This window comes from Thermococcus sp. P6, from assembly GCF_002214525.1.
Classification (GTDB): domain Archaea; phylum Methanobacteriota_B; class Thermococci; order Thermococcales; family Thermococcaceae; genus Thermococcus.
This window is the reverse complement of the sequence record NZ_CP015104.1, coordinates 360,221-386,740: the sequence shown is the minus strand read 5'-3', so window position 1 is coordinate 386,740 and position 26,520 is coordinate 360,221. Positions and strand designations below refer to the sequence as shown.

The 26,520-nt window shown below is 56.3% G+C and carries 33 protein-coding genes and 3 tRNA genes; 12 read left to right on the top strand and 24 right to left on the bottom strand.

The window, feature by feature from the left end; translation table 11 throughout:
- Window positions 1–44: 44 nt before the first annotated feature.
- Both A3L12_RS02125 and cgi121 read right to left on the bottom strand, forming a co-directional pair.
- Entirely contained in the window at window positions 45–1,223 is a 1,179-nt protein-coding gene (locus A3L12_RS02125) for an aminotransferase class I/II-fold pyridoxal phosphate-dependent enzyme (RefSeq protein ID WP_088882074.1), read from the bottom strand.
- Between the two features lie 83 nt (window positions 1,224–1,306).
- Window positions 1,307–1,714, bottom strand: a complete 408-nt coding sequence (cgi121, locus tag A3L12_RS02120; RefSeq protein WP_088882073.1) for a KEOPS complex subunit Cgi121 — start codon at window positions 1,712–1,714, stop codon at window positions 1,307–1,309.
- Between the two features lie 207 nt (window positions 1,715–1,921).
- Between cgi121 and A3L12_RS02115 the strand changes: the two genes are divergently transcribed.
- Window positions 1,922–2,113, top strand: a complete 192-nt coding sequence (locus A3L12_RS02115; RefSeq protein WP_088882072.1) for a ribbon-helix-helix domain-containing protein — start codon at window positions 1,922–1,924, stop codon at window positions 2,111–2,113.
- Window positions 2,114–2,174: 61 nt separating this feature from the next.
- Window positions 2,175–3,407 carry a cell division protein FtsZ gene (gene ftsZ / locus A3L12_RS02110; protein ID WP_088882071.1) on the top strand — a complete coding sequence of 411 codons (1,233 nt, stop codon included), beginning with the start codon at window positions 2,175–2,177 and terminating at the stop codon, window positions 3,405–3,407.
- On the opposite strand, the gene A3L12_RS02105 is transcribed toward ftsZ (A3L12_RS02110), so the two are convergent.
- From A3L12_RS02105 to A3L12_RS02080, 6 genes are all read right to left on the bottom strand, one after another.
- On the bottom strand, window positions 3,408–3,848 hold the full coding sequence (locus A3L12_RS02105; protein WP_088882070.1) for an adenylyltransferase/cytidyltransferase family protein: 441 nt from the start codon (window positions 3,846–3,848) through the stop codon (window positions 3,408–3,410).
- A gap of 1 nt (window position 3,849) precedes the next feature.
- Window positions 3,850–4,368, bottom strand: a complete 519-nt coding sequence (locus A3L12_RS02100; protein ID WP_088882069.1) for an RNA-binding protein — start codon at window positions 4,366–4,368, stop codon at window positions 3,850–3,852.
- Window positions 4,365–5,003, bottom strand: coding sequence for an orotidine-5'-phosphate decarboxylase (gene pyrF / locus A3L12_RS02095; RefSeq protein ID WP_088882068.1), 639 nt, complete (start codon window positions 5,001–5,003; stop codon window positions 4,365–4,367). Before pyrF ends, A3L12_RS02100 begins: the two co-directional genes overlap by 4 nt.
- A 4-nt stretch (window positions 5,004–5,007) precedes the next feature.
- On the bottom strand, window positions 5,008–5,610 hold the full coding sequence (locus tag A3L12_RS02090) for a DUF4443 domain-containing protein (RefSeq protein WP_088882067.1): 603 nt from the start codon (window positions 5,608–5,610) through the stop codon (window positions 5,008–5,010).
- 50 nt (window positions 5,611–5,660) lie between these two features.
- Complete coding sequence (locus A3L12_RS02085) at window positions 5,661–6,809, bottom strand: inositol-3-phosphate synthase (protein ID WP_088882066.1); 1,149 nt, start codon at window positions 6,807–6,809, stop codon at window positions 5,661–5,663.
- 63 nt (window positions 6,810–6,872) lie between these two features.
- Window positions 6,873–8,153, bottom strand: a complete 1,281-nt coding sequence (locus tag A3L12_RS02080; protein ID WP_088882065.1) for a bifunctional L-myo-inositol-1-phosphate cytidylyltransferase/CDP-L-myo-inositol myo-inositolphosphotransferase — start codon at window positions 8,151–8,153, stop codon at window positions 6,873–6,875.
- A gap of 78 nt (window positions 8,154–8,231) precedes the next feature.
- Between A3L12_RS02080 and A3L12_RS02075 the strand changes: the two genes are divergently transcribed.
- On the top strand, window positions 8,232–8,930 hold the full coding sequence (locus A3L12_RS02075; RefSeq protein WP_088882064.1) for a TIGR00289 family protein: 699 nt from the start codon (window positions 8,232–8,234) through the stop codon (window positions 8,928–8,930).
- A 72-nt stretch (window positions 8,931–9,002) separates the two neighbouring features.
- On the opposite strand, the gene A3L12_RS02070 is transcribed toward A3L12_RS02075, so the two are convergent.
- Window positions 9,003–9,506, bottom strand: a complete 504-nt coding sequence (locus A3L12_RS02070; RefSeq protein WP_088883193.1) for an NUDIX hydrolase — start codon at window positions 9,504–9,506, stop codon at window positions 9,003–9,005.
- Between the two features lie 17 nt (window positions 9,507–9,523).
- Window positions 9,524–10,369, bottom strand: a complete 846-nt coding sequence (locus tag A3L12_RS02065; protein ID WP_088882063.1) for a carbohydrate kinase — start codon at window positions 10,367–10,369, stop codon at window positions 9,524–9,526.
- Window positions 10,370–10,491: 122 nt separating this feature from the next.
- Between A3L12_RS02065 and A3L12_RS02060 the strand changes: the two genes are divergently transcribed.
- Genes A3L12_RS02060 through A3L12_RS02050 form a run of 3 tightly spaced genes read left to right on the top strand, consistent with a single transcriptional unit; the run spans window position 10,492 to window position 12,215 of the window.
- A complete protein-coding gene (locus tag A3L12_RS02060) occupies window positions 10,492–10,800 on the top strand; it encodes a Gar1/Naf1 family protein (protein ID WP_088882062.1) in 309 nt (102 codons plus the stop codon).
- A 6-nt stretch (window positions 10,801–10,806) separates the two neighbouring features.
- On the top strand, window positions 10,807–11,715 hold the full coding sequence (locus A3L12_RS02055) for a transcription initiation factor IIB (protein WP_088882061.1): 909 nt from the start codon (window positions 10,807–10,809) through the stop codon (window positions 11,713–11,715).
- Window positions 11,716–11,720: 5 nt separating this feature from the next.
- Entirely contained in the window at window positions 11,721–12,215 is a 495-nt protein-coding gene (locus A3L12_RS02050; RefSeq protein ID WP_088882060.1) for a YfcE family phosphodiesterase, read from the top strand.
- Window positions 12,216–12,239: 24 nt separating this feature from the next.
- Here the strand turns inward: A3L12_RS02050 and hpkA are convergent, their stop codons facing one another.
- Together hpkA and dcd are read right to left on the bottom strand one after the other, a co-directional pair.
- Window positions 12,240–12,443, bottom strand: a complete 204-nt coding sequence (gene hpkA, locus A3L12_RS02045) for an archaeal histone HpkA (protein WP_088881974.1) — start codon at window positions 12,441–12,443, stop codon at window positions 12,240–12,242.
- Between the two features lie 275 nt (window positions 12,444–12,718).
- Window positions 12,719–13,207: a dCTP deaminase gene (gene dcd, locus A3L12_RS02040; RefSeq protein WP_088882059.1), complete on the bottom strand. Its 489-nt coding sequence runs from the start codon at window positions 13,205–13,207 to the stop codon at window positions 12,719–12,721.
- A 48-nt stretch (window positions 13,208–13,255) separates the two neighbouring features.
- Between dcd and A3L12_RS02035 the strand changes: the two genes are divergently transcribed.
- Window positions 13,256–13,331: transfer RNA gene (locus A3L12_RS02035), tRNA-Arg, on the top strand.
- Window positions 13,332–13,418: 87 nt separating this feature from the next.
- On the opposite strand, the gene rpl12p is transcribed toward A3L12_RS02035, so the two are convergent.
- The 9 genes from rpl12p to A3L12_RS01990 form a co-directional block, all read right to left on the bottom strand.
- On the bottom strand, window positions 13,419–13,739 hold the full coding sequence (gene rpl12p / locus A3L12_RS02030; RefSeq protein WP_088882058.1) for a 50S ribosomal protein P1: 321 nt from the start codon (window positions 13,737–13,739) through the stop codon (window positions 13,419–13,421).
- Window positions 13,740–13,812: 73 nt separating this feature from the next.
- Window positions 13,813–14,832, bottom strand: a complete 1,020-nt coding sequence (locus A3L12_RS02025) for a 50S ribosomal protein L10 (RefSeq protein WP_088882057.1) — start codon at window positions 14,830–14,832, stop codon at window positions 13,813–13,815.
- Window positions 14,833–14,837: 5 nt separating this feature from the next.
- Window positions 14,838–15,488 (bottom strand): 50S ribosomal protein L1, encoded by a 651-nt coding sequence (locus A3L12_RS02020; RefSeq protein WP_088882056.1) that lies wholly within the window; start codon window positions 15,486–15,488, stop codon window positions 14,838–14,840.
- 77 nt (window positions 15,489–15,565) lie between these two features.
- On the bottom strand, window positions 15,566–16,054 hold the full coding sequence (locus A3L12_RS02015) for a 50S ribosomal protein L11 (protein ID WP_088882055.1): 489 nt from the start codon (window positions 16,052–16,054) through the stop codon (window positions 15,566–15,568).
- A 26-nt stretch (window positions 16,055–16,080) separates the two neighbouring features.
- Window positions 16,081–16,539 (bottom strand): transcription elongation factor Spt5, encoded by a 459-nt coding sequence (locus A3L12_RS02010; protein ID WP_088882054.1) that lies wholly within the window; start codon window positions 16,537–16,539, stop codon window positions 16,081–16,083.
- Window positions 16,540–16,557: 18 nt separating this feature from the next.
- A complete protein-coding gene (locus A3L12_RS02005) occupies window positions 16,558–16,743 on the bottom strand; it encodes a protein translocase SEC61 complex subunit gamma (RefSeq protein WP_088882053.1) in 186 nt (61 codons plus the stop codon).
- Window positions 16,744–16,775: 32 nt separating this feature from the next.
- Entirely contained in the window at window positions 16,776–17,894 is a 1,119-nt protein-coding gene (gene ftsZ, locus A3L12_RS02000; protein WP_088882052.1) for a cell division protein FtsZ, read from the bottom strand.
- Window positions 17,895–18,007: 113 nt separating this feature from the next.
- Complete coding sequence (locus A3L12_RS01995) at window positions 18,008–18,826, bottom strand: D-aminoacyl-tRNA deacylase (RefSeq protein ID WP_088882051.1); 819 nt, start codon at window positions 18,824–18,826, stop codon at window positions 18,008–18,010.
- A 51-nt stretch (window positions 18,827–18,877) separates the two neighbouring features.
- The gene (locus A3L12_RS01990) at window positions 18,878–20,086 is read right to left on the bottom strand and encodes a hypothetical protein (RefSeq protein ID WP_088882050.1); all 1,209 of its coding nucleotides are present in this window, start codon (window positions 20,084–20,086) and stop codon (window positions 18,878–18,880) included.
- Between the two features lie 94 nt (window positions 20,087–20,180).
- Here A3L12_RS01990 and A3L12_RS01985 point away from each other — a divergent pair.
- The 3 genes from A3L12_RS01985 (at window position 20,181) to topA (ending at window position 22,582) form a co-directional block, all read left to right on the top strand.
- Window positions 20,181–20,257 (top strand) — tRNA-Thr (locus A3L12_RS01985).
- Between the two features lie 78 nt (window positions 20,258–20,335).
- Window positions 20,336–20,413 (top strand) — tRNA-Pro (locus A3L12_RS01980).
- A 57-nt stretch (window positions 20,414–20,470) separates the two neighbouring features.
- Window positions 20,471–22,582, top strand: coding sequence for a DNA topoisomerase I (topA, locus tag A3L12_RS01975; RefSeq protein ID WP_088882049.1), 2,112 nt, complete (start codon window positions 20,471–20,473; stop codon window positions 22,580–22,582).
- Here the strand turns inward: topA and A3L12_RS01970 are convergent, their stop codons facing one another.
- The 3 genes from A3L12_RS01970 to A3L12_RS01960 are packed head-to-tail and all read right to left on the bottom strand — an operon-like array spanning window position 22,583 to window position 24,661.
- Window positions 22,583–23,764, bottom strand: coding sequence for an NAD(P)/FAD-dependent oxidoreductase (locus tag A3L12_RS01970; RefSeq protein WP_088882048.1), 1,182 nt, complete (start codon window positions 23,762–23,764; stop codon window positions 22,583–22,585). It lies immediately after the preceding gene.
- Entirely contained in the window at window positions 23,761–23,964 is a 204-nt protein-coding gene (locus A3L12_RS01965) for a DUF362 domain-containing protein (protein ID WP_088882047.1), read from the bottom strand. The genes A3L12_RS01970 and A3L12_RS01965 overlap by 4 nt, the downstream gene beginning before the upstream one ends.
- Window positions 23,936–24,661, bottom strand: coding sequence for a helix-turn-helix domain-containing protein (locus A3L12_RS01960; RefSeq protein ID WP_088882046.1), 726 nt, complete (start codon window positions 24,659–24,661; stop codon window positions 23,936–23,938). The genes A3L12_RS01965 and A3L12_RS01960 overlap by 29 nt, the downstream gene beginning before the upstream one ends.
- 127 nt (window positions 24,662–24,788) lie before the next feature.
- On the opposite strand from A3L12_RS01960, the gene A3L12_RS01955 reads away from it, so the two are divergent.
- Both A3L12_RS01955 and A3L12_RS01950 read left to right on the top strand, forming a co-directional pair.
- Window positions 24,789–25,469: a thioredoxin family protein gene (locus A3L12_RS01955; protein WP_088882045.1), complete on the top strand. Its 681-nt coding sequence runs from the start codon at window positions 24,789–24,791 to the stop codon at window positions 25,467–25,469.
- 108 nt (window positions 25,470–25,577) lie between these two features.
- Window positions 25,578–26,498 carry a hypothetical protein gene (locus A3L12_RS01950; protein WP_088882044.1) on the top strand — a complete coding sequence of 307 codons (921 nt, stop codon included), beginning with the start codon at window positions 25,578–25,580 and terminating at the stop codon, window positions 26,496–26,498.
- Window positions 26,499–26,520: the final 22 nt, after the last annotated feature.

The following is a 26,520-nucleotide window of genomic DNA, read 5'->3' as shown; positions in this document are numbered from 1 at the left end:
CATGGTTCCCCCCAAAGCTCTTCATAAATCACCGGTCTCGTCTTTCAGAGCCCCGATAGGGCCTCCTTCATCCTCTCCATCGCCTCGATGAGCTGGCCCCTCTTGGTGGCGTAGCTTATCCTTACCCACCCTTCTCCGGCCTTTCCAAAGGCGGTTCCCGGGATAACGACGACGCGGGCATTCTCCAGCAGCCAGTTGGCGAAATCCTCACTGCTCATGTCAAGCTCCGGATCTATCTTTGCCCATACGTAGAATGCCCCCTTCGGCCTGAAGGGAGTCAGATGCGGCATCTCCTCCAGATATTTGAGGACGACCTTCCTCCTCTCGGCGTAGGTATGCCTCATCCTCTTTACCGCTTCCCAGCTTCTTCTGTCCCTCAGGGCCGTAATCCCGGCTATCTGCACGAAGGAAGTGACGTTTCCAATAACGTAAGCGTGGAGCTTTATCATGTCCCGGATAACCTGCTTCGGGGCTATCGTGAAGCCCAGCCGCCATCCGGTCATGGCAAAGGTCTTGGAGAAGCTGTTGGCCAGAATGGTGTTATCGGGGGCGTACTTTATCATGGGATAATGCTTAGCTCCCTCGTAGAGGAAGTGTTCGTAGGGCTCATCGCTGAGTATGTAGAGGTTGTAGTCCTCGGCTATGTCGGCGATTGCCCTGACGGTCTCCTTGGTGAGAACGGCACCGGTGGGGTTGTTGGGATAGTTGACGACCAGCACCCGCGTGCGTTTTGTTATGGCCTCCAGAAGCTCATCCGGGTTGATCTGAAAATCGTTCTCCTCCCTGAGGGGTAGCCTGATTATGCCGGCCTCCGCGATCTTCGCGTCTTCAGCGTAGCACACGAAAGCCGGATCCGGGATTATGACGTCATCACCCGCCTCAAGAAGGGTCTGGAAAGCGAGATAGGTGGCCTCGTAGGCTCCAGCCGTGACGATTATGTCATCGGATGAAACGTCAATCCTGTAATGGCTCCTGTAGTATTCGGCTATGGCCTCGCGGAACTCGGGAATACCGGCGTTGGGGGTGTAGTGGGTGTATCCTTCATCAATGGCCCTCTTCGCGGCCTCTTTGATGACCTCTGGAGTGTCGAAATCCGGTTCCCCGATGCCGAGAGATATCACGTTCTTCATCTTCCTTGCCTTCTCGAAGAGCTCCCTGATTTTTGAGCGCTGTATGAGATTTATTCTCCCCGCAAGGAAATATTTACGTTTCTTATATCTCACGAGCATCACCCGGCGCTCTGGGAGTGGGAGGGAGGGTTTTATAAACCTATCCTCGATAATGTATAGAAAAGGACACCTGCCATCTACAGAACTTCAACGAGTGCTGCTTTTTCAAAAAAAGTTTTCACTTTTTCTGGGTCGCAATCGTCCATGGGGCGCTCCATAAGGTCGAGCGTTCTCAGGATCTCAAGGGCTCTGTCACGGGTTCCGAAGACCACGAGATAGTTTTCACCGTTTTTTATCCCGTTTCGGGCGATTGCGTCCTTTATCTGAAGCGTCCCGCTCAGACGGATGAGAAGCTCTCCTCTAAGAGTCCTCGCGTGATTGGTGCCCATTTCAAATGAACGGAGCGCCAACAGGGCTGCAAATCCAACTGCTTCCCAGCATTCGGCACTGACAATCTGAAAGTCTCCTCCGATCTTTGGGATAACCTCCTCCCTCCTCTCAACGTAGACCTTAGCGATGTGAAGGTTTTCCCTTATTTCCTTCATCGTCTCCCCGGGGGTTGGTTTGGTTTTGAGCGTTAAAACCCTTTTCCTCTTGGATTTTTGCCCCTTCTAAATTATTTTTAATATTTTTTGAATTTTCCAAATATTTTTTGAGAAGGATAATATCATAATATTATGATTCATCCGCAAAGTATTTAACTACTTAATGCATCCTTATTTTAGCGGCTTGCTGAACCGGGTGGTGCAGGGATGAGCAAGATGCGTATCATCAGTGTACAGCTCCCACGGGGCCTGATAAACGCCATGGACCAGCTCGTCAAAAGGGGGGTTTACCCCAATAGAAGCGAGATCATAAGGGAAGCTATCCGTGAGCTTTTGAAGAAGGAGCTCTACCAGCTTGAGACCGAAGAACGCTCAACACCTGATTACATCCTTAAATAAGCCGTTAAAATCATATTTTAAATCACCGGTTGAATAAGACGTGTTGAGGGGGGTTGGGACGATGGTGTTTAAACTGCTGGAACAGGCCGGAATAAACCTCGATCTGGACGATGAGTCCAAAAACGCGAAGCTTGATGGTTCCATCGATGGGGATCTCGAGGATCTCATAAGGATCGTTATAGTTGGTGTTGGCGGTTCTGGAAACAACACCATAACCAGGCTCTACGAACTCGGCGTTCAGGGTGCCGAGCTCATAGCCATGAACACCGATGCCCAGCACCTTGCCAGAACGAAGGCCCACAAGAAGCTTCTTCTCGGCAGGGAGATAACCCACGGGAAGGGCTCTGGTGGGGAGCCAAGGGTGGGTTATCAGGCGGCCGAGGCCAGCGCCCACGAGATCGCCGAGGTAATCGGTGACGCCGACCTCGTGTTCATAACCGCGGGCATGGGTAACGGAACGGGTACCGGAGCAGCCCCGGTTGTTGCCAAGGTCGTTAAGGAGAGCGCCAGACACAGCGGTCGCTTCAGGGAGCCGCTCGTCGTCAGCGTTGTGACCTATCCCTTCAGGAACGAGGGTACCCTGAGGATAAAGAAGGCTAAGGAGGGCATAAAGGGGCTCATGCACTACTCAGATACGGTCATCATAATCGAAAACGATAAACTGCTCAAACTCGTGCCGAAGCTCCCGATAAACGCGGCATTCCGCTTTGCGGACGAGATAATAGCCCGGATGGTCAAGGGCATAACCGAAACCATAAAGCTCCCGTCCATGGTGAACATCGACTTTGCGGACGTTTACAGCGTCATGCACAACGGTGGGGCAGCCCTGATAGGGATAGGCGAGAGCGATTCGAGTAACAGGGCCGTCGATGCGGTCAAGAACGCCCTCGAGAACAAGATGCTCGAGGTTAAGTACGGAAGCGGTGATAAGGCTCTGGTTCACTTTACAGTTGGACCTGACGTCAGCCTCATCGAGATAAACGAGGCAATGAACCTGGTCTACGAAAAACTCGGTGAGAAAAGCGAGATCAAGTGGGGTGCAAGGATAGACGAGGACATGGGCAAAGTCGTCAGGGCGATGGTCATAATGACGGGCGTGGAATCACCCCACATCATGGGGGGCAGCAACGCCCTGCAGGTCGGTTCACCGAAGGGTAACATCATAGACCCGACACCAAAACCGACCGGTACCTTCGGGGTTAGGGAAGATCTCCTGAGCAGGCTGTTCAACCCTGAAAAGGGGAAGCCCAGACCCGCCAGAGACGTCCTCAAGGGCTTTCTGGACCTATCCTGATCAATCGCAGAAAGCTTCCACAATTCTTTTGATTATCTTGCTCGTCTTTGCCCTGTCCTTTTTGTAGAGGTAGGGCACCCTTATCACCTCCGCCTCTACCCCGTGCTCCCTCAACTCCTTTTTGAGGCGCTCGCAGTTGAATTCCTGATCCGGACCCACGGCCACAACGTCGGGATCTATGCGCTTCACCAGTTCGTAGTCTATCCCCCCCGGGGAGCCGATGTAAACCTCGTCCACGACTTTAAGCGCTCTGAGAAGCTCCGCACGGTCCTCGGCACTGTTGACCGGTTCCCTCCCCTTCCGTCTTCTGACCGTCTCGTCGTGAGCCACTATCACCACCAGCTCGTCCCCGAGGGACCTTGCCTGAGTCAGGAAGTGGACGTGGCCGACGTGAAGAATGTCAAAGACGCCACCGACGAGAACCCGGATTTTTTCTCCCATCTCAGCCCACCGTCAGCTCCCAGATCCTGTCCCCTGCGTGATGGATGTTCTTCACGGCCTTTCCCTTCGGTTTTTCCTTCATGTCCCTTCCGCTCATGAGGGCCGTCCCTATGGCGAGGGGCCTTCCGTACTCCTCCTCCACCACGAAGACAAAATCCCCCTCCCTTACGTTCTCATCAGCGTCGACTATTCCCGCCGCCATGACGTCCGCACCCTTCAGGATGAAGGGCACTGCCCCGGAGTCGACGACGACCCGTCTGGGCCACTTCCTCAGGTCTTCCTCGTTTGAAATCTCGTAAAGTGCCGCAACAAGCGGGAATATGAGGCCTTTCCTTCTGATGAAGAAGGGTTTGCCGTTAACGAGGATTATCTCCGTGCTCCTGTCGAAATCGGCCACCTCAACCCTGTCCTTCCTGCCGAGCATCCCCTCCGCTATCTCCCTGCCGAAGAGGGACTCCATCTCCCGGATTATCTGCCTAATCTCCTTCTTGCTGAGGGGATGTTTCACCTTCAGATTCATGTCTCACACCTCCCTATCTCTTCGTGGAGCTTTCTGGCACTCTCACGCGGGTTCTCACTCCCGTATATCGAACGGCCGACTATGATGTAATCGGCCCCGGCCTTCAGGACGCTCCTCACGTTCCCACCCTGGGCACCCACACCGGGAGTTAGGATATTTATCCCCCCATCAAGTTTCGATCTGATGTAGGCCACCCTCCCGGGTCTCGTTGCCGGCGCTATAACTCCGAAGGGCCTGAGCTCGTTGGCCAGTTCTATCAGTCCGTCGCTCACGGGCTGGATGAACTCTCTCGCCCCCGGATGGCTCATCTCCACGACGATTATGGTCTCCCCGAGCTCCATAACGGCACTGACGCTGTCCCTCCCGGTGAAGCCGTGGACGATAACGTAATCCGCCCCGGCCTCGAAAACCTTCCTCGCTATCAGCCTGTTGGTGTTGGGGATGTCGGCGAGCTTGAGGTCGGCTATAACCGGAAGCCCCGTAACCCGCTTGAGCTCCCCCAGAATATCCAGACCTGAACAGATTATCAGGGGCCAGTTCACCTTCACGCCCCACAGGTAGTCGGCGGTGCGGCGGGCTATCTCGAGGGCCCTTTCTCTATCGTAAACGTCTATGGCCAGAATGAGCCTTTTCATACCTTCACCTCGCCAGGGTCTTTATTTCCTCCGGAATTTCCTCTCCTTTGAGCGTTAGGGCCACGTGGTAGGCGCTCTTCACAGCGTGGGCTTCCTCCCCGGCCCAAGTTACCACGACCAGGTCACCTTCCCCGGGCTTCAAAAGCCTTTTTATGCTCCCGGCCAGTTCGGGCAGGGTTTCGCTCAAGCTCCTTCCGTCCTCGGGGAAAACGGGTTCCCCGTTCCGGACCTCCAGTATCATGGCCCCTCTGGCGAAGAACCTTACGGCCTCGTCCCTGAGATTGATGCTATTGAACTCCCCCGGATTTCGGACGATCAGGCCGTAGGCTGGATAGCCTTCAACGGTCCCGACCTTCTCCACCCCCGAGAAGTTCCGGGAGATCCTCCCGAGGAGCGCCATGCCCCTATCGTTAAGAGAGTGCCCCCGCCGGGTTGAGGTTATGACGCCGAGCCGGGAAAGCTTCTTCAGAAGCGTCCTAACGCTGCCCTCCCCGATGTTCAACGCCTCTGACACGGCCTTTCTCCCCGTTGGATTCCTGAGCATGAAAAGAACCGCAACGGCATCCTCGAGCGTGAACTCGGGATACGCTCCCCTTTTCCAGTCCATCGAGTTTCCCCCTGAAAAAATAGGTGAGGGGATTAAAAAGTTTTAGAGAATCAGAGCCATCTTGGCTTCAGGCCCGCCCAGGATCTTACCTTCTCGTGGGCAATTATGCGCGGTATGTTCCGGGCATCTTTCGGTCCGGGGTTCTTCATGTAGAAGGCGTTGACCTCGTAAACCGTTCCGAAGGCCTTTCTCTCGAGGGCCATCTTCCCGAGTCTGGTTAAATCCACGAGCAGACCGGCCAGTGCGGGGCTGTCGTTTATCCTGCCCGTTATGACGACCTCATCGCGGGCACCGTTGAAGCTTACGTATTCTATGTGCATCGCTATGAACTTCCTGTCTCCGAGGGGTTCGAGGAATCCGGTTGGCTTGATGTAGTGCGGAGCGTCGTAGCCGAGGAGGTCTTTTACGACCGAGCTCTTGGTGAACTCCTTGCTCCTGTTCCTTTCCCTGTCGGTCAGGGCCAGAAAGTCGTTGTTTCCACCGATGTTGAACTGGGCTATGTCGAGGACGTAGCGATTTCTCTGGGCGAGGTGGCTGAGCACGTCCGCCGTGAGGGGAGTTGCTCCGGTGGCTCCGTCGTCGCCGAAGATCACCATGTTGCTCTCCCGGGCAAGTTCAACGAACGCCGGATCGTTGGCTATGAGCGTTGGAATCGCGTTGACGAGAGCCGCTCCCCCGGTTTCTCTCGCGTATCTGGCTATCGCGTAGGCGTAAACCTGGGTGGCGGTTAACCTTTCCCTGTCGTCCCCGGCGATGGCCTTTTCAAGCTCCTCCCTGCTTTCAAAGGGCCTAAAAGCTTCCGTGGTGCAGACGTTGACGAAGACCTCCGCTTTGAGGTCCTTCCACTCCTCCACCAGATGATCCACGGCTTCCTCAAGGGTCATCTCGTCCTCGAGGCCCGTGGCCTTTATCGGCAGGTTCCTGAGGCTTCCCAGATGGATACCCTTCCTTACCGTAATCCCCCGAAGGCTCTCGGGAGCCTCCGGATCGTAGGTTTTAACGATTTCGTGGAGATCCTTTCCTACCTTGGAGGCGTCAACATCGTACGAACCCACTATCTCGATGTCCCGGATCTTAATCGGAAGCTCATCTCCCAGCGGAACCCCGTAAGGCTCCAGCTTCCCTGCCTTTATCTTCTCCAGACCGCTCGCAAATACGCTGGCAACGTAGCCCTGTCCCAGTATGACTACCCTGACCATTTCCTCACCTCCTTTCTGTTTTGTGATATTTTACAGTAGTTAAATAGTTTTTGGTTGGAAAACCTATGGTCGGCTCCCTTTTCCGGCGAGCCAGACCGTCAGGAGGACCCTGAGGTTCGTTATTATGGCCAGAAGGAGGAACAGGGCCCTGACGGAAGTCCCCACCGGATAAAGGAGGAAAAGCATCGTGAGAAACACTCGCTCGTCCCTTTTTCCCGGGAGCACTCTTAACCCCGGGATCCTCTCGTAGGCGCTCTCGCAGTAGGCGGCCTTGAAGCGTTCCGTGGAGTAACTCACCATAACCGAGCCCAGAAGGGCCAGGAGGGCTATTAGATACCAGATCGGCTCTTTAAGTGTCCAGAAGGCGAGCAGGGTAAGGAAGGTCCCGTCAACGTAACGGTCGAGGATCGAATCAACGTATCCCCCGAACCTGCTCTCCCTGAGCTGGGCCCTCGCCAGCTCCCCATCGACGCCATCAAGAATTGAACTCAGCTGGTAGGTGAGACCCGCCAGAGGAAGACTGATGCCCGTCAACAGCGCGGACAGAATTCCAACGCCAAAGGTTACGCCCGTCATCACGTCCGGAGTGGTCCTTTCCACGAGGAGATAGCTTATCCGGGTGGAGATCTTTCTGTTGAGGTGCCTGCTGATAAAGCCGTCTCCGCTCCCCTTCACGGCCGTGAGGACGAGCATCCTTCTGGCCCTCTTCAGATCTTCCGGGGTATCGACGTCCGTCCACGGGAGGCCGTCGACGAAGGTGACCGGGAGCTGGGCCGCTTCCACGACCTCACTCAGGGAATAAACTTCCTCCCTCTCCATCCTTTCGGTCACTTCGAAAATCCCGTCGCTGAGAACGAAGAAGCCCGTGTCAATTCCGTCCCATTCCACGAGATTCTTGCCCGCTTTCGTGACCCTCCCTTCGCGGATCCTGACGCGGGTTCCCTCTTCCGTATCCACCCATTTCGGCCTTCTGTCAACTATGAGACCCTCTCCGTGAACGGCCCGCCCAACGAAGCTTCTGCCGTAAACGTGGTCGCTCATGACGAGGATGAACCTCCCGGAAACGCGGCCTTTGACGAGGTGAAGCGAGTGGCCGTTGCCCCTTTCCGGCTCGGGATTGAGAATCAGCTCGACGTTGAAGTCATTCTCCTCGATGAACCTTTTATAAGCTGGTGCGTATCTATCGTTGGTTACCAGCAGGAACCTTTCGACGCCCTTCTCCTTCAGGAGGACGAGCGTCCTGTAAAGGATCTCCCTGCCGGCCACCTTCAGGAGTCCCTTTGGCCTTTCCCCCATCCTCCTTCCGAGACCGGCCGCCAGAATCACAGCCGTCCCCGGTGTCATCGGCATCACCTTTTTAAAACCCCCTGAACACTCCATCGTGAATTATCCCGGGTAATTTTAAGGTTTCGGGTGAGGCTAATGCGCGTTGTCGTGCTCTATTCCGGTGGAAAGGACTCCAATTATGCCCTTTACTGGGCCCTGCGGAAGGGCTTTGAGGTTAAGTACCTGCTCTCAATGGTGAGCGAGAGGGACGACAGCTACATGTACCACGTTCCCAACATCCATCTCACGGAGCTTCAGGCCCGGGCGGCAGGGATTCCGCTCGTAAAGGGTTTCACCTCGGGCGAGAAGGAAAAAGAAGTTGAGGATATGAAGGCCGTCATTGAAGGGCTCAGGGTGGATGGGATCGTTGCGGGAGCCCTCGCCAGCGAGTACCAGAAGGAGAGGGTCGAGGGGATCGCCGGGGAACTCGGACTGAAAAGCTTCGCCCCCGCGTGGCACCGTGACCCCATCGATTACATGCGCGAGCTGACGGGCATCTTCGATATCGTCGTAGTCGGCGTCTCCGCCTACGGGCTCGATGAGAGATGGCTGGGCAGGAGGGTGGACGAGAGGGCCATCGAGGAGCTCGTGAGGCTCCACGAGAGGTACGGCGTCCATCCCGCGGGTGAGGGCGGTGAGTTTGAGACCTTCGTCAGGGACGCACCCTTCTTCAGGGCGAGGGTGGTCTTCGATGAGGTCGTGAAAAAATGGGATGGGCCAAGCTATTCGGGAGTGCTTGAGGTGACGCGGGCGCACCTTGAGCCGAAGGAGGCCCAGCTTTCGAAGGGCGGTTGACGGGTAGCCCCTCCATCCTCCGTGATGTTAACCCCTGAAGGGGAAAGAGTTCTGGATTCCCGGTTCATCCTCTTACCCGAGTGCGTCCCTCAGGATCTTCCCGTGGTCGAAGGCGAGGGGCAGCTGAAGGGCCCTATCGGGGGGAACCACGTGAACTTCCCGGGCATCGTCGCCGGCCTTCGGTTCACCTTCCCCGGTGGCCAGAAAGGCGACCGTCACCGTGTGCCCCCTCGGATCCCGCTTCGGGTCGGAGTATACCCCTATCAGTCTTACGAGCCTTACATCTAAGCCCGTCTCCTCCTTCGCCTCCCTCAGAGCAGCTTCCTCGACACTTTCGCCGTACTCCACGAAGCCACCGGGTAGCGCGAACCTGTCCTTAAAAGGCTCGTTTCTACGCTTTATGAGGACGACGTTGCCCCTGTAGAGGATCACCAGATCGACGGTGAGACCTATGCACCTGTGGGCCTCGACCCTGAGCTCCGGGTGCCTCTCCCGTATGAAGTCTTTCAGTTCGGTCCTTAAGCGGTCCACATCGTAGCCCTCAGGGGCCTTCACGAGCAGAACGTACCTGTCCATAGGATCCCCTCCGGTTTTCATAACTTCCTCCCTCCTTTAAACCTCTCCACCTCCACATTCATCGCCAGTTCGCTGACCTCCTCCATGGAGAAGGAGAAGTTCCTCCTCTTTAAGAAGAGGGCCGTGAAGGCGCTCGCCTTTTTAAGAGCCTGAACGAAGGGGCATTCCCTGTAAAAGTAGCTGAAGGCCGCGAGGAAGACGTCCCCGGCTCCCGTGGACTCTTCTACGGCCATCCTGATGGGCCTGTAGGTGTAAGCCCTGCCCTGGAGGTAGGCGAAACCGGGCCCGGCGCCGTTCGTCGCGAGCAGAACCTCCACCCGGTCGGTTTGAAGGTTCTTCAGGTGAACCATTTCCTCAAGATCCGAATGGAGAACCTTTAAACCGTGCAGAAAAGATGCGTCCCTTTCCCTCAGCTCAACCTTTCCGGGATTCAGGGATCTTATAAAGCCCTGAACGTCCGCCGCCAGGAACTCCGTTCTTTTCCGGAAAGTCTCAACACTACCGGGAGGCACCTCACCCGCAACTGGATTGAGGGTTATCATATCGTACCTCCCGGCCGGGGCTTCGTTAATCTTCCCCGCCCTGGAGAGAAGCCTGAGCTCCCTTCTGCTGGAGTCAATGTAACGGAGCTCGTAGGAGGTGCTCTCCTTGGAGGGTATCACCCTAAGCCTTATCCCGCGGTCCCTCAGTTCCTCGAGCCACACCTCCGGGAAGTCATCGCCCACGCTCGTTAAAACCTCAACGTCACAGAGGTTAGAGAGTGCCATAGCCGAGTAGTAGGCACCGCCGCCCATTCTGGTTTCCCTTCTCGGATTCCCGATGATCCTGTCTATGACGAGGTGACCGACCAGAAGGCACTTCATTTTACCCGACCAATTTTTGTCTTTAGATGCCTTCTAAATAAAAACCTTTTGGAAACTTACCGAAAACTTTATAAGGTAAAAAGCATAAAGTTTAAGGGTATGTACCCTTTTGGGGTGGGGCTATGAGGCGTCTTGGAAAGGTTTCTCACTACGCAAAACAGGGGTTCCTCATTCTGAGAACCGGATGGGTTCCTTCGCTCAACGACCGCGTGGTTGACAAAGGACTGACGGTAGTTGGGGTTGTAAAGGATGTTTTCGGGCCGGTTAAGATGCCCTACGTGGCGGTGAAGCCGAGGGTGAAGAACCCCGAGGATTACGTCGGGGCAGTTCTCTACGTTGATTCGAGACGCAAGAAGGCAAAACCAGATGGGAGCCGTAAAAAGCGCGGGAATAAAAAAACCCGACGCCCTACCCCCAGAAAGAGGGGGTGAGAGCCTTTGGCTGATAGGATGGTATGTCCGAGGTGTGGCTCCAAGCTGATTTATGACCGACAGCATGGGGAGTATTATTGCAGTAGCTGTGGTTACGTCGTTCGGCAGAACATTGTTGATAACGGTCCGGAGTGGCGCGCGTTCGACCCAAACCAGAGGGCAAGGCGTGCCAGAACCGGTGCACCCATGACGCTGATGATCCACGATAAGGGTCTCTCCACGGACATAGACTGGCGCGATAGGGACGTAAACGGCAACCAGATAAAGGGGATGTACAGGATGAAGATGAGACGGCTGAGAATGTGGCAGCGCAGGATGAGGATAAACGATGCCGCCGAGAGGAACCTCGCCTTTGCCCTTAGCGAACTTGACAGGATGGCCGCCCAGATGATGCTGCCGAGACACCTTAAGGAGGCCGCCGCCTCCATCTACAGAAAGGCCGTCGCGAAGAAGCTCATACGCGGAAGATCAATAGAGGGGATGGTATCCGCAGCCCTTTACGCAGCATGCAGGATGGAGAGAATGCCCAGAACCCTCGATGAGATAGCCGAAGTTTCCAAGGTCAAAAAGAAGGAGATAGGGCGGAGTTACCGCTTCCTTGTAAAGGGTCTTAACCTGAACCTCAGGCCCACCAGTCCTGTGGATTACGTTGACCGCTTTGGAGATGCGCTCTCCGTTAGTTACAGGACGAAGAAGCGCGCCAAGGAGATACTCCAGAAGGCCATCAAAAGGGGTATAACGAGCGGCAAAGGCCCCACGGGTCTTGCGGCGGCTGCCCTCTACGTGGCCTCGATCCTTGAGGGGGAGAAGAAAACCCAGCGTGAAGTTGCGGAAGTGGCGCACGTTACGGAAGTGACCGTCAGGAACAGGTACAAGGAACTCGTGGAGAGGCTCAACATAAACGTCCCGGTGTGAGAACTTTGCTGATAGCCGTAACCGGGGACACGCATTACGGCGACAAAACGAAAAACCTTCCTTTACCTCTTTTTGAGAGCCTTGAGAGGAAGGGGCCGGATATGATACTCCATACCGGAGACGTTACCTCCGGGGAGTTGCTTGAAAGACTCGAAGGGTTCGCCCCCGTGGTGGCGGTTCGCGGGAACGCCGATCATCTGGATCTACCCGGGGAACGGGTCATCGACGCTGAGGATATTAGAATCGGCCTCCTCCACGGCCATGAATTCTTCTCGCTGAATTCAGACTTTCTGGCCCTAAAGGCGCTCGACATGGGCGTGGACGTTCTGGTGTTTGGCCACACCCATCGCTTTTACCACGATGTCGTTTCCGTGCACGGGAGAAGGGTCGTCCTCCTGAACCCGGGCTCGCCCACCTTTCCGAGAATGGATTCGCCGGGCCTCGCGTTCCTCGAGGTCAGGGGTGAAAGCGTCAGGATAAAGAGGGTGCGCTTCTGGTGAAATCAAAAAGGAGAAGAAGGGCTTTCAGGCTTTGAGGGCGAGTTTTATGTCCTCGGCCTTGACGGTCTTCCTGCCAGCGTGGTGGGCAAAGTCCACAGCCTTCCTGGCTATCTCAATAGCATGCTCCTCAAGGTGCTCGGCAAGAACCCTGGCAGCATCCTCACTAACCCGAGCAGCACCAGCCTTCCTAATCAACCTGTCTACCGGAGCAATCGGCAACTCAGCCATCCACAACACCTCCATGAAGGTTTTTTTCAGTGTTATTTTTGGGATTAGGGATATATAAACCTTTTGGTAAAAAAGCCTTCTGGGGAGATCAAACGTCCCCTTCGCCCGTGGAAGTGACCCACCCGCTGGCAGTTCCGCTTCCACGGGCATTAACCGGAAAAGGTAACCCCTTGGGGGGCCACTGCTCCGGAGAAGACCTCATCCGGGTGGCGCCTCCCATAAGCCCGGATCCGGTGGTAAGGGGCACTACCAGAGGAAGGATACCTGAAAGGCCGTCATCCACGGATAGGGCTCCATTTTCCTCCCCTTTTCGACAGTGCCAGATGCTGGCTCCCCTGATAGCTGCCCCTGTAAGGGCTCTTTGCCGGTGCCTCCAGCCTGATGAAGGCTATCTGAACGAAACGCTCCCCGTAAGTTAGCTTTACGGGAGTGGTCGAGGCGTTGTAGATGCCGAGGGTGAGGTTACCGTCCCATCCGGGATCAACCCACGCGAATGATCCGATGAGACCCTCTCTGGCGAGGCTGCTCCTGAGTTTCATATCGCCCGCGATGTCCCCGGGAAGCCCTATCCTTTCAAGGGTCAGAACCAGTGCGTAGGACCCGGGGGGTATCTGAAACTCTCCCCGGCTTTTCACCTCCAGAAGTTTTCCATCTAAGTAAGCTTCCGCGCCGACGCGAAGGTCGTAACCGGCCGGCTGAAGGGACTCCTCACTGAAGGGCTCTATCAGGATCTCCTCCTTTATTTTCCAGTCGGGAAGCATCATGACAACCACCGCAAAGTTTATTTTACGCCCCTTTAAAACTTCTCCGGGGGGCCCGTGGCCTAGGGGACATGGCGCCGGCCTTCGGAGCCGGTAGTCGCGGGTTCGAATCCCGCCGGGCCCGCCAGAAGAGACTTCTCCGGTGAAACCTTCCGGGTGAGGCCTCAAGAAAAGTTGTTGACGTCCGCCCGAAGGCGGACAAAAGGTAAAGAACTCAACCGAAGAGGGCGCCGAGACCTGCGAGGGCCTCCTCTTCGGAAGCTTCCTCTTCTTCCTCTTCTTCCTCCTCTTCTCCCTCTTCCGCGGGTGCTGCTTCCTGAGCCGGGGCAGCGGCGACCGCTACGGGAGCGGCGACCGGCATGGCTGCCTTCTCGATGACCTCGTCGATGTTGACGCCCTCCAGAGCGGCAACGAGGGCCTTAAGCCTGGCCTCATCGGCGTTGACACCAGCGGCCTCAAGGACCGCCTTAAGGTTCTCCTCCGTTATTTCCTTACCAGCGGCGTGGAGCAGCAGAGCGGCATACACGTACTCCATTTTTCACACCTCCGATCAGCCTTATTCTTCAATTTCACATGGATCCGTCAGGGATACGAGGGAAACGGAAAGTTCAGCCGAAGAGAGCGCCCAGTCCGGCGAGCGCCTCCTCTTCGGAAGCTTCCTCTTCCTCTTCTTCTTCCTCCTCAGCCTCCTCAACCTTCTCCTCCTGAGGCTGGGTGGCAACGGCTATTTGTGCCCCCCTCTTTAAAAGCTCTTTGGTCTTCTCGTCAAGCAGTTCCTCTGGCAGTTGCTGGGCTATGAGCAGGACAACCCTGAGTGCCCTGCCGAAGATGTCCTCGACCGTTTCGGGCGTGATGTAACCTGCTTCCACGGCGACGTTCTTGGCCCCGAGGAACGCCTTCTGAATTATGGCTTCAATGGTCTGCTTCGTCGGGTAGGCGGTGTTAACCGACAGGTTGAAGGCATGCATGTAGGCCTGCTGGAGCATGTTAATGTACTCTTCCTCATCTATCGCCAGCACGTCCGGGGTGTAAACGACCCCGTCCTCGTAAGCCGCGAGCAGGTTGAGACCTACCTCGAGCGGCTCTATCCCGAGGGCGTTGAGTATTCTGGCGAGCTGTTCGGTTATGACCTCTCCCGCCTTGAGGACGGTGTAGTCCTTCTGGATGCTGACCTTACCCTTCTCAATCCTCGCGGGTATGCCGAGGGCCTGCATCTCACCGACGAGGGGACCGGGTGAGATCGGGGTCGGACCCGCGGGAATAACGACATCCCTGGGAACCGGCACCCCCGGTTTCGCAGCTGCGGGGGTTTTGCTCTCCTCGAGGAGCTTGTAGAGCTTGAAGGGGTTCATCTCGGTGGCGAGGATTCCGGCCCCACCCTCAATGTGGTCGATGAGTTTTTCAAGATCGGGATCGTTGAGCTCCTGAGCTGCCCTCTTTATGGCGAGCTCTATCAGAGTGTTCCTGCTGACCCTGAGGAGCGCCTTTCCGCGGAGGTTCTCACGCATCTTGCTCAGGGGATAGGCCGGAACGCCGGCAACATCAACCAGAGCTATCACTGGGTATCTCTTGATGATGTCTGCAAGCTCCTCAACTTCCTTCTTCTTCCACTCGGCTACGTGGGCCATCTCCCTCACCTCTCGATCTTAACCGCCGGCCCCATCGTGGTCTTGACGTACACTGACTTCACCTGGTTCTCGCCGCGCTCCAGCTTGCTGAGGACGGCGTTTAAAACCGCCTCCGCGTTCTCTGCGAGCTTCTCATCCTCCATGTTCTCGGTCCCTATGGGAGCATGCACCACGGGGTTGTTCTTGAGCTGTATCCTGACCGTCCTTTTAAGCCTCTCGACTATGGGCTCGATGTTGGTCATAGTCGGTGGAACCACCTGGGGCATCTTGTTCCTCGGACCCAGATAGCGACCGAGGTATTTACCGATCTTTGGCATCAGCGGTGCGGCAGCTATGAAGAAGTCGTAGTTTTTCGCCAGCTTCCTTGCCTGCCTTGGGTTCTTGGCCAGCTCCTCAAGTTCCTCTCCACTAATCACATCAAGCCCGAGCCGTTTAGCCGCCTCGGCAACGGCCCCATCAGCGATGACCGCGATCTTCGGCTCCTTCCCACGACCGTTCGGCAGAACAACCTCAAGCTTAAACCTGTTCTCAGGTCTCTTCAAATCGATATCCCTGAGGTTGACTGCCATCTCGACGGTCTGTGTGAAGTTGCGCGGCTTGGCCCGGGTCTTCGCCTCCTTCACCGCTTCCACGATTTTTTGCCTGTCAAAGGCCATTTATAGCCCTCCTTTCCCTTTTGATTTAAGCGTTAAAAGTCAAAATGCGTAAAGGAGGGTATTTTTAAACTTTTCCCTCACTCTTCTTTTGCAAAAATCTCGTCGTAAAGGCCTTCGTCGATCTCCCTCTGGACTTCTCTGGGGTCTTTGCCTTCGACGGTAACGCCCATGCTCAGGGCTGTGCCTATGACTTCCTTGGCCGCGGCCTTGAGATCCGATGCGAGCATCTGCTCCGCCTTGGCCTTCGCTATCCTGACAACCCCTTCCATTGTCAGGTTCCCCACGATGGTGTGAACCGGCTCGTTGGAACCCTTTGGAACGCCCAGTTCTTTCTTGATGAGCTGGCTGACCGGTGGAACACCCACCTCTATCTCAAAGGTCTTCTTCTTGGGATCCGTGACGATGATCTTGACCGGGACCTGCATTCCTGCGAAGTTCTTGGTGGCCTTGTTTATCTCGTCTACGACCTGTTTAACGTTGAGTCCAAGCGGACCGATGGCCGGACCGAGTGGGGGTCCGGGCGAAGCCTTTCCTCCCTCAACGAGCACCTCAACGATCTGCGGCATGTTTCTCACCTCTCTCTTTTGAGCGTTCACTCCTTCCGGCGTTTGCTTATAAGTCTAACGTATTCCCCCCTCACCGTGACCGGGATGGGGACGATGGAACTGACGAGTTCGACCACTATCTCGTCCTTGCCCTCGTCAACCCTGACCACCTTTGCCTTCTCGCCCTTGAAGGGCCCCGCGATTAGCTCCACTATGTCCCCGGGCTCAAAGCCGGTGACGGCGGGTTTCTCCTCGAGAAAGTGCTCTATCTCCTCGAACCTGATAACGCCCGGAAGGATGCCTTTTGCGTGCCTTATGCCCTTGATGGCCTCGTTAACTGCGCCCTTGCTTGGGGCCTCAACGAAGATGTAACCCTTCACCTTTGAGGGGGCGAGTATGGCGTATATGGGCAGGTTGTGGGTCTCGGCCTTGCCGTATATCAACCGGGCGGTCGTTTCTTCCTGACCAACGGTGACGCGTACTGTGAACACCTTGCCCTCGCTCATCTTTTATCCCTCTCTCCTTTATGAGCCGGTGAGGAAGTGGCCTATAAGCCGTATCACGAGGCCGATGGTTCCGATGAGTGTCATTCCGATACCTGTAATCTTCGCCGCCAGTTTAAACTCCTTCATGCCCGGCTTTTTGGTTACCATCAAAACCCTCTTGGATTCGGTGAGGAACCCTTTAAGCTTTTCAACGGTCGTTGCCATCCGCTTCACCTCGATGGATTCCTGAAATGGGCTTAAATTTCCTCAAGGTCGAGCTTGATGATCTTCCTCTCACCCTCCTCGGGATAAGGGGCTTCCTCCTCGGCAACCGCGTAGGGCGAGCTGACGCCGGTCACAACTATAAGGACCCTTATCGTCTTACCGAGGTCCTCGTCGAGCTGGATGCCCCATATCACCTGAGCCTCCGGGTCCAGCTTGCTCGTGACGAGCTCTATGACCTGCTGGGCCTCTTCAAGCTTCACGTCACTTCCGCTGATGCTTATGAGGGCACCCCTGGCACCGCTTATGTCAACGTCCAGCAACGGACTGTTCAGGGCCTGCTGGGCGGCCTCCGTTGCCCTCTTCTCGCTGTCGCTCTCACCGATGCCTATCATTGCCACGCCGCCGTCCTTCATGACGGCCCTTACGTCGTTGAAGTCGAGGTTCACCAGTCCGGGCTTCGTGATGAGCTCGGTGATGCCCTTAACTGCCTGCACGAGTATCTCATCGGCAACCTTGAAGGCCATGTGTATGGGCAGGTTTGGGGCCACTTCCATGAGCTTGTCGTTGGGGATGACTATGACGGTGTCGCTGTTCTTCCTGAGCCTCTCAAGGCCGTATTCTGCGTTCTTTATGCGTCTTATGCCTTCGACGGTGAAGGGAAGTGTCACGACGGAAACAGTTAGGACCCCCATCTTTTTGGCCGTCTCGGCAACTATTGGGGCAGCACCAGTTCCGGTACCACCACCGAGACCGCAGGTTATGAAGACCATGTCGGCGCCTTCCAGGGCGTCCCTTATCTCCCTCTCGCTTTCCTTTGCAGCTTCCTCCCCCATCTTGGGGTTGTTTCCTGCTCCAAGGCCCCTCGTCAGTTCCTTGCCTATGAGTATCTTCTTGTTTGCACGGATCTTCAGGAGGTCCTGGGCATCGGTGTTGACGGCTATTATCTTCGCACCCTGTATGCCAACCTGCATCATCCTGTTAACGGTGTTACAACCGGCACCGCCGACACCAACGACGTATATCTTTGCCTGTATCTGCTCAAGGATCTTCTTGAGCTCTTCATCGATGTCCGTCTGGGGCGCCTCGACCTCGGGAACCCTCTCAGGGGCGGCGGAGGTCCTTTCGATAGCGTCTTCAATCAGTTTCAGCATCTTCCACCCTCCGGCAATTTAACATCCCCTCAACCTTGCGGGTTGGGGTATATAAACCTGAGGCAAATGCTGATTTTAGAATTTCGCTCAACATCTTTAAAGATTTCGATTCCTCAGTCACGCATGAACTCCAGACCGAGTTCTTCGGCCAGCGTTCTGGCCATCCTTCTGGTCTCGGCCTTGCTTCCCTTCCAGTCAACGTATATCGCATCCACATCCCCGGCCGTTCTCTCGATGGCCTTGAGGAGGAGCTCCCTCCCGATGGGATGGACGTACTTCGGGGCTATATGGCCGAAGGCTATATCGCTTTCAAGTGCCCTTCTGGTCTGCTTCGGTGCGTAGTGGCCACCACCAACCCCAACGGCCACCGGGAACCGGGCATCGTCGTAGTTCTCCAGCACGTAGATTATCGTCTCCGCTATTATCTCCCCGGCTCTGTCGTTCGCCCATTCCTCTTCGGTGGAGCCTATCTCAATGAAGAAGCTCGGAACCTCGAGCTCGCTCGGGCCGTGGTGGGTTGCCTCGTAGCAAACCGTCCAGCCGAGGTCGTTGAGCTCGTTCATCTTCAACAGCGCGAGCTTCATCGCAACGGGCTGGGCGATGGCGAGGCTCCCGTCCTTTCCGCCGTAGAGGGCCTCACCCCAGTTCCCCGTCACGTGAACGGTCAGGGCGGGTAGCTTTTTCCTGCTCGAGTGTCTTGAGGCGAAGGCTATGATCTCGGGCGTTAAACCGAGCTGTTTCTCAATTGCCACATCCAAGTGGTCGTAGTATATCATCTCCCCGTTGGTCGTCAGTATGAGCGTATCGCCCTTCGAGTAAACAGGATTGCCGTCGAAGGATTTCTCCGTCTCCTTGAAGCCGAAGTTCTCCGTTAGCTTCTCCATTATGTTCATCGAGGCCCTGTCGACGCGGGTTGTCATTATCACCTTCATCTTTGAACCCCTACCGTGTTCGATCGCCGGTTAAAAGGTTTTGCCGTGGTTTCAGTAGAGCATCACCTCGAAGCCCAGATCGCTCAAAAGCTCCGCCAGCTCCTCAGCCTCCACGTAGGCGAGCAGGTGATGGTTTCCGAGGGTCCCCTCCACGAACTCCCCGGCGTCCTCCATGCGGAGCCTCACCTGCGTCCTGCAACGGAAATCGTTGTGCTCCAGACCCGAAACCTCAACGTGGGCCACGACGGCCTTTCTTCCGCGTATCTTCAGGAGGCTGGCCCTGCCCTTCGGGAGGGACACCTCAACGCCCACTCCTATTCCGCTCTCGAAGTGCGATCTGAGGGCGTAGTCCCCGACAAGAGGTGCGGTACAGTGGGCGAGGATCAGGTGGTTTTCACCGTAATCCGCCACGTTGCCCATGAAGGCCGATTCATCGAAGAAACGTCTCACGATCATCATCCCGAGGAGGGCGTTCAGCTCCCCCTCGCATGCGGCCGGAACCCCTTCGGCGTTGAACATGGCCAGAGCCAGACAGGGCGTTGCCCTGAGCTTGCCTATCAGGTCGAAGCAGCCTATTGTAAACCCGTCGAGGCGGTAGTGGCGGAGTATTCTCTTTATCGCAAGGTAAATCCTCCCCGCCTTCACGAGGTCCTCCCTTCCGGGTTCCCCTATTTTAACGGCCCTTCCGACGATTTCCTCAACGGCGTTCCATCCTTCATCCTCGCCGACTTTTTCGTAGTAATCGTAGAACTTCCTGAGGCTTATCCTCGTGTAGGGGAGCTCGAACCTCTCGTTTATGAGCCACGGCGAGACCCGGCCGATGAGTCCGAGGCGCATACTAAGGAAATCGTTCAGCAGTTCCATCTCTTCGGCATAGCCGAGGAGGACTGCCTTCAGTTCGTCGGGGTTCTTCACGAGCCTCGCAGGTATCAGCCTGTCCCTGAAGTACTCCCTGAGCTCTATCCCCGCGGCCAGAGAGTTGTTGAAGGGATCACCGTAGATCACCACCGGCCTTCTGTAGATCGAGAACTCCCTCAGTGCCCCCTCCGTTCCACCCGTGAGGGGGTACAGTATCAGGGCGTCCACCTCGTTGAAGTTGACCTCCCCCTTTGCCTCCCTGAAATCCTCCCGGGTTGAGATGAAGAAGCCACCCGAGACGTCGAACTCCCCCGCGAGGTTCGTCAGAAACTCCGAGGCCTTCCTTTCAAAGGCCTTTGGGTTTGCGAGCTCGCTGACCCCGAAAACGACTCCGACCTTCATGCTTTCACCGGAGGGATCTTGGATCCGGCCCTTAAATAGGCTTTGGGCTGGAAGAGAAAAATTTATAAACGCCGGCCTTTAGGGTATCATCGACGCCCCGGTGGCTCAGCCTGGTGGAGCGGCCGCTTGGTAAGCGGCAGGTCGCGGGTTCAAACCCCGCCCGGGGCTCCATTCAGAGATGCCTTCTCCGTTTCTGTCCACTTCCGGGCGAAAAGCTTAATAAGGGATCCTTCAATCCACACCGCTGGAGGGGCCGTGGGGTAGCTTGGTCCATCCTGCGGGCTTTGGGAGCCCGTGACCCGAGTTCGAATCTCGGCGGCCCCACCACTTCAACCCGGGAAAGGATTTTTATACGGGAGTTCCGACCCTTCTGAAGGTGTCCCCATGGTCACTCTCATCATAGCGGAGAAGCCAAACGTTGCGAGAAAAATCGCCTACGCCCTTGCCGAGGGTAAGCCCGTTAGAAAAACGATCGGCAAGGTGTCCTACTACGAGTTCACCCGGGACGGGAAAAGGTTGGTAGTCGCTCCTGCGGTTGGCCACCTCTTCTCCCTCGCACCCAAATCAAGGACCTACGGTTATCCCGTCTTTGACGTCGAATGGGTGCCGGTTTACGTGGCCGAGAGGGGAAAGGGCTACGCGAGGGATTACATAAAGGCTCTGGCACACCTTGCAAAGGGGGCCGATGAGTTCGTGGTGGCGTGCGACTACGATACTGAAGGAGAGGTCATAGGCTACACGGCCCTGAAATACGCCTGCGGCGTCGATCCCGCGAGGGCAAAACGCATGAGGTTCTCGGCCCTGACAAAGAAGGATCTCCTCAGAGCGTGGTATAACCTGGAGCCGACGATAAACTTTGGAATGGCGGACGCAGGCATAGCGCGCCACGTGCTTGACTGGTACTGGGGCGTTAACCTCTCGAGGGCCCTGACGTCGTCCATAAAGCGGGCCAGCGGAAAGTGGATGGTCCTCTCAACCGGGAGGGTTCAGGGGCCGACCCTGAAGTTTCTGGTCGACAGGGAGAGGGAGATCGCGAACTTCAGGCCCACCCCCTACTGGGTAGTAAAGATGCTCCTCGAAAAGAACGGGGAGAACTACACCGCCACCTACGAGAGGGAGCGTATACTCGACGAGGCCGAGGCAAAGCGCATAGTCGAGGAATCAAAGAAGGGACCTGCCTTCGTGGAGAGGGTCGAGGTCAGGCGGGGAAAGAGGCATCCGCCCGTGCCCTTTGACCTTGGAACCCTTCAGAGGGAAGCCTACTCTGCCTTCAAGTACAGCCCCAAGAAGACGCTCGATCTCGCCCAGAAGCTGTACGAGAAGGGTTTATCCTCCTACCCGAGAACCTCGTCCCAGAAACTCCCCTCAAGCCTGAACTTCCGGTCGATTCTCAAGGGGCTCGCCGGGCTGACTGAATACAGGCCCTTCGCCCACGAGCTCCTCGGCAGGGAGGTTCTCAAACCGGTGCAGGGTAAGAAGGACGATCCGGCCCACCCTGCCATTTACCCGACCGGCGAGCTCCCGAAGGAGGGCGAGCTCACAAAGGACGAGAGAAACCTCTACGACCTCATAGTCAGGCGCTTTCTGGCGCTTTTCATGGAGCCTGCCATCAGGGAGAACGTCAGGGTTGTCATAAATTCCAACTCCCACCGCTTCATCCTCAGTGGGGCGAGGACGGTGAGCGAGGGCTGGCTGAAGGTTTACGGGAAGTACGTCAGGTTCGACGAGGTGATCCTGCCGGCTTTTAAGGAAGGCGAGCCCGTGAAGGTCCTCGGGATAAGGCGCGAGAAGAAGAAGACCAAACCCCCCTCGAGGTACTCCCCCGCGGCAGTCATCAAGAGGATGGAGGACCTCGGGATAGGCACCAAAGCCACCCGCGCTCAGATACTCGAAACGCTCTACAGCAGGGGCTACATCGAGGGGAAAAGGAAGATAAAGGTTACCCCCCTCGGAATGCGGGTCGTTGAGGCGCTCGAAAAGAACGTGCCCGATATAGTGAGCGTGGAACTCACGAGGGCCTTCGAGGAGAAGATGGAAGATGTAACGGTCGGAAAGGAGAGGAAGGAAAAGGTCATCGAGGAGAGCAGGAACCGGCTGATAAAAATCCTGAGCGTCTTCAGGGAGAGGGAGCTTGAGATAGGAAGGATGCTGATGGAGGCGGCGCCCACCAGAAAGGACGGTGCCGTTGGAGACTCCGAAAACGATGGCAAAGGGAAGACTTCCGGCAAGAAAAAACCCCTCGTGGTCGGCAGATGTCCCAGATGCGGTGGCGATCTGGTCGTTCGCTACAACAGAAAGACGGGAAAGCGTTTCGTGGGCTGTTCCAACTGGCCAAAGTGCAACGTCACCTATCCCCTCCTCCAGCGCGGTGAGATAATCCCAACGGACAAAACCTGCTGTGGCGGTGCACCGGTGGTAAGGATACGGGAGAAGGGCAGGGAGTACGAGGTATGCCTCGATATGAACTGCAGGGACTGGAAGAAGGATAAAAAATGATCAGAGGAGCTGCCTGAGGAGGCTCACCCTCCTCCGGCTCAGCAGAACCTTCGGGTGCTTCAGGAGGGCCTTTATGACCTCCCCGTAGTCTCCGCCGGCTATCTTCTCGGCATCGGCACCACTCAGCACCCGGATGAACAGGTCGAGGTCCTCATCCGTGAGCTTCTCGGTCACCCTCCTGACCCTGAGAACCTTCTCGAGCCTCCTGCCGTCCGTTTCCCACCATTCCTTCGTGTAGTTCTGGAGCAGGGATAGATCCTCCTCTTCGAGGGCTTTGACTATCCACTTAGCTGCCATGCTCCCGGCGTTCATGGCCTCGGCCATGCCACCACCGTGCATCGGGTTGACCTGCCTCGCAGCGTCCCCCACAACCACCACGTTGTCCTTTGCAAGCTCCCTGACGAAGCCCCCAACGGGAACGACGCCGACGTTTATCTCGAGGATCTTCCGGGCGGGTACGTTGTTCTCCTTCAGCCACCTGTCGAGGTAGTACTTGGCCGTTTGGGGGTTGTCGGAGTTTATCCCTATTCCAACGTTGGCCCTGTCCTCGTCCTTCGGGAAGACCCAGACGTAGCCCCTTGGCGCCACTTCGTTCCCGAACCACAGGTGAATCAGATCCGGGTCGTAACCTTCGATGAGCATCTCGTACTCATAGGAAGAATCGAACTCGTGGGGCGGGGCGTAGGTGTTTATGCCGGCCTTTCTGGCTATCACGCTCTCAACGCCGTCGGCCGCAACCACAACCTCCGCTTCTATCTCGAGGGGTTCATCTTCATGCTTGGCTTTTATTCCAGCTATCCTGCCGTTCCGCCGTATAACGTCCAGAGCCTCGGTCCGCGCCAGAACGTCCGCACCGGCCTTCGCGGCGTAGTAGGCGAGCATCTTGTCGAAGACCTTCCTTTCGAGGATAACCCCGCTGGCTTCCTTATAGCGGAGCTCGAGCTCGTATCCGCTCGGGGAATAGAGCTTCGCACCGTATATCTCGCGGTTGATGTAGCGCCTGTCGTATGGTATGTCATGCTTTTTGAAGACGCTCATGCTTATGCCTTCGGCACACTGTTTTGGAGTGCCTATGGCGGGTTTCTTATCGATGAGCAGAACCGAGAACCCCTCTCTGGCGACGTTCCTCGCGACGATCGGCCCGGCGATCCCGGCTCCCACCACGACGACATCGTACTTCATTCTTCCACCTCCAGAGGTTCGGCACTGAGGGCGCCCACCGGGCAGGCGTTGATGCATATCCTGCAGGAGATGCACTTCTCCTCAAAGAACTCCCATCCCGAGGCGCTCACCCTTATCGCGAGCGTTGGGCAGACCCCGGCACAGCCACCGCAGAGGTAGCACCTGTCCTCGTTAACCACTACCCTTATCCTTTCCGGCATTATCATCACCGTGGATCTTCCTCTTCAGCCTTTCCCGGTCGATTTGAATCCTCCCGTCTTTTATCCTTAACGGTACGAACTTGTCCAGTTCCCCGGCTTTAACGAGAACCTCCCTCTCCTTGAGGTTGAGCCTGTCGCTCAGCTCATCAACCGTGGCCTCTCCCTCAAGGAGGACGTAGTGGAGTATCGCCAGCTGGGTCATGTCGCCTATCTCCCGGAGGTAGAGCTCCTTGATCTCCTTCATCGTCCCGTCGCGCCTGCGTTCCACCGCCTGAAGCGCTTTAAGTAACTTCTCAAGCTCCCCCGTTAACTCAAGGAAAGAACTCACCGCCCGGAGAATGTCCCCGTGCTCCTCCGGAACGTGCGTCAGGTCGATCTCGACCCTATCAATGCCGGGGTCTTTCCCGATGTCGAGCCCCCTGTACCAGAAGATGTTCGGTGTCACGGTCGCGACGTAGCTTCTGGAGATGGCTATGTCATAATACTTTCTTGCAGGCCCTATGAAGGGCCCCTCCCTTTCGTAGGACTTCAGTATTCCCTCACGTTCCATGATTTTCAGGTGCTTTGCCACAGCCGTCGAGGAGACGCTAACCTTACTGCTAAGGAAACTGAAGTAACACTCGGTGCAGGTGAGGTGACCCAAGAGGTCACGCCTCACCCGGTTTCCGAGTATGTAGAATATGTCGGGTTCATCCATGGCCTACACCACCCAAATCTGTGACGTAAAGCTTATATAGTGAACATTTAACCCTCATGTGATCCGAGGCCGGATCCTGCAAAAGGATTATAATCCAATCGTTATAAACCTTGTGGAGGTGTTTGGGATGGGACTGATAAGTGATGCGGACAAGAAGGTTATCAAGGAGGAGTTCTTCTCCAAGATGACCGAGCCGGTTAAGATAATCGGCTTCATCGGAAGGGAACACTGCCAGTACTGCGACCAGCTCAAGCAGTTGCTTCAGGAGCTCAGCGAGCTTACGGAGAAGCTTACCTACGAGCTGCACGACTTCGAGAGCCCCGAAGGTAAGGAGCTTGCCGGGAAATACCGGATAGACAACGCCCCGGCCGTTACCATAACCCGGGATGGAAAGGACATGGGAGTGAGGTACTTCGGCCTTCCCGCGGGCCATGAGTTCGGGGCATTCCTCGAGGACATAGTTGACGTCAGCAACGCCCGGACGGATCTCATGGAGGAGAGCAAGCGGGAGCTCGCCGGAATCGACAGGGACGTCAGGATACTCGTCTTTGTGACGCCCACCTGTCCGTACTGCCCGCTCGCGGTCAGGATGGCCCACAAGTTCGCCATCGAGAACACAAACGCAGGAAAGGGCAAGATACTCGGCGACATGGTCGAGGCCATAGAGTACCCCGAATGGGCCGACAGGTACAGTGTCATGGCCGTGCCCAAGATCGTCATTCAGGTGAACGGCGAGGACAGGGTCCAGTTCGAGGGTGCCTACCCCGAGAAGATGTTCATGGAGAAGCTTCTCGCGGCACTGGGATGAGGGTTATAACCCTCTCTTTTTAGTTCATGCCCGGAAGCGTTGGGGTTCTTCCTTCCGTCCCGCGGAAAGATTATAAATCTCCCGGCTCAGGCCATGATGGGTGGGTGGATGCTCAGCGTTGGTGGTGTTAACGTTCGTTTTACCGGTGAGCTGGACGATGGCTTCAGGGAGGCCTTCAAGGGGCTTTTTGCGAGGAGGTATCTTCCCGACGTTACCGTGGCTTCCGGTGATCCCGATGTCCTGATAGAACGGTTCAGGGGGGACGACTTCAGGGTCTTTGGGGCCATCTACGATGTTCTCGGCGTTGACAGGTACAAGCTGGAAGCGGGGGTTCCATCGGCCTACGGCAACGAGGCGCCGGTTTTCTTCCTCCTTCAGGCCGTTGCAAGGGCCGGAATGAAAAAGAGCCTTGTATTCCTGACGGATTCGGTTTCTATAGTAAGGCCCGACGGAAAGGCGGTTCTCTTCGTTGGTTACCCCCACACGGGGAAGAGCACGATCTCCGCCCTCGCCCTTGCAAAAGGTCTCACGGTTCTCAGCACGGAAAACACGGTAATAGAGGCCCGTGATGGCAAACTGAACGTCGTCGGGGGAACCGACGTTCTCGTTTACGATCCAAGTGTCGAGAGGTTCCATCACCTCCGTATCCCCCACGACACCCAGACGAGAAGCGGCTACAGGATAAAGGACCTTTCGGGGGACTCGGAGCGCAGGAACCTTCTCAGGGAGGGAGTTGAGGTCGATAAAATAGTGGTGTTGCACGCCGCCTTCCACTGCACGGGTGCAAGTTTCTCGGCGATAAAGGGCAGGAAAGTCAGGAAAACGCTCTGGTACTTCTCCACGGCCCTCATGAAGGGCCTTGACTACTACGAGCCGATGCCCCTTCACGTTCCGATGACGGATGAGATAAGGGCCAACCTGAGGGACTTCCTCCACGTGGCCTCCTCGGCCTATTCGAAAAGGATGTTCGAGGCCTTCGGTGGACACGGGGAGATCTTCGAACGCACCTTCGGGATGTCCCTCAGGTAAAAAATGGGAGCTGGCCCTCTGG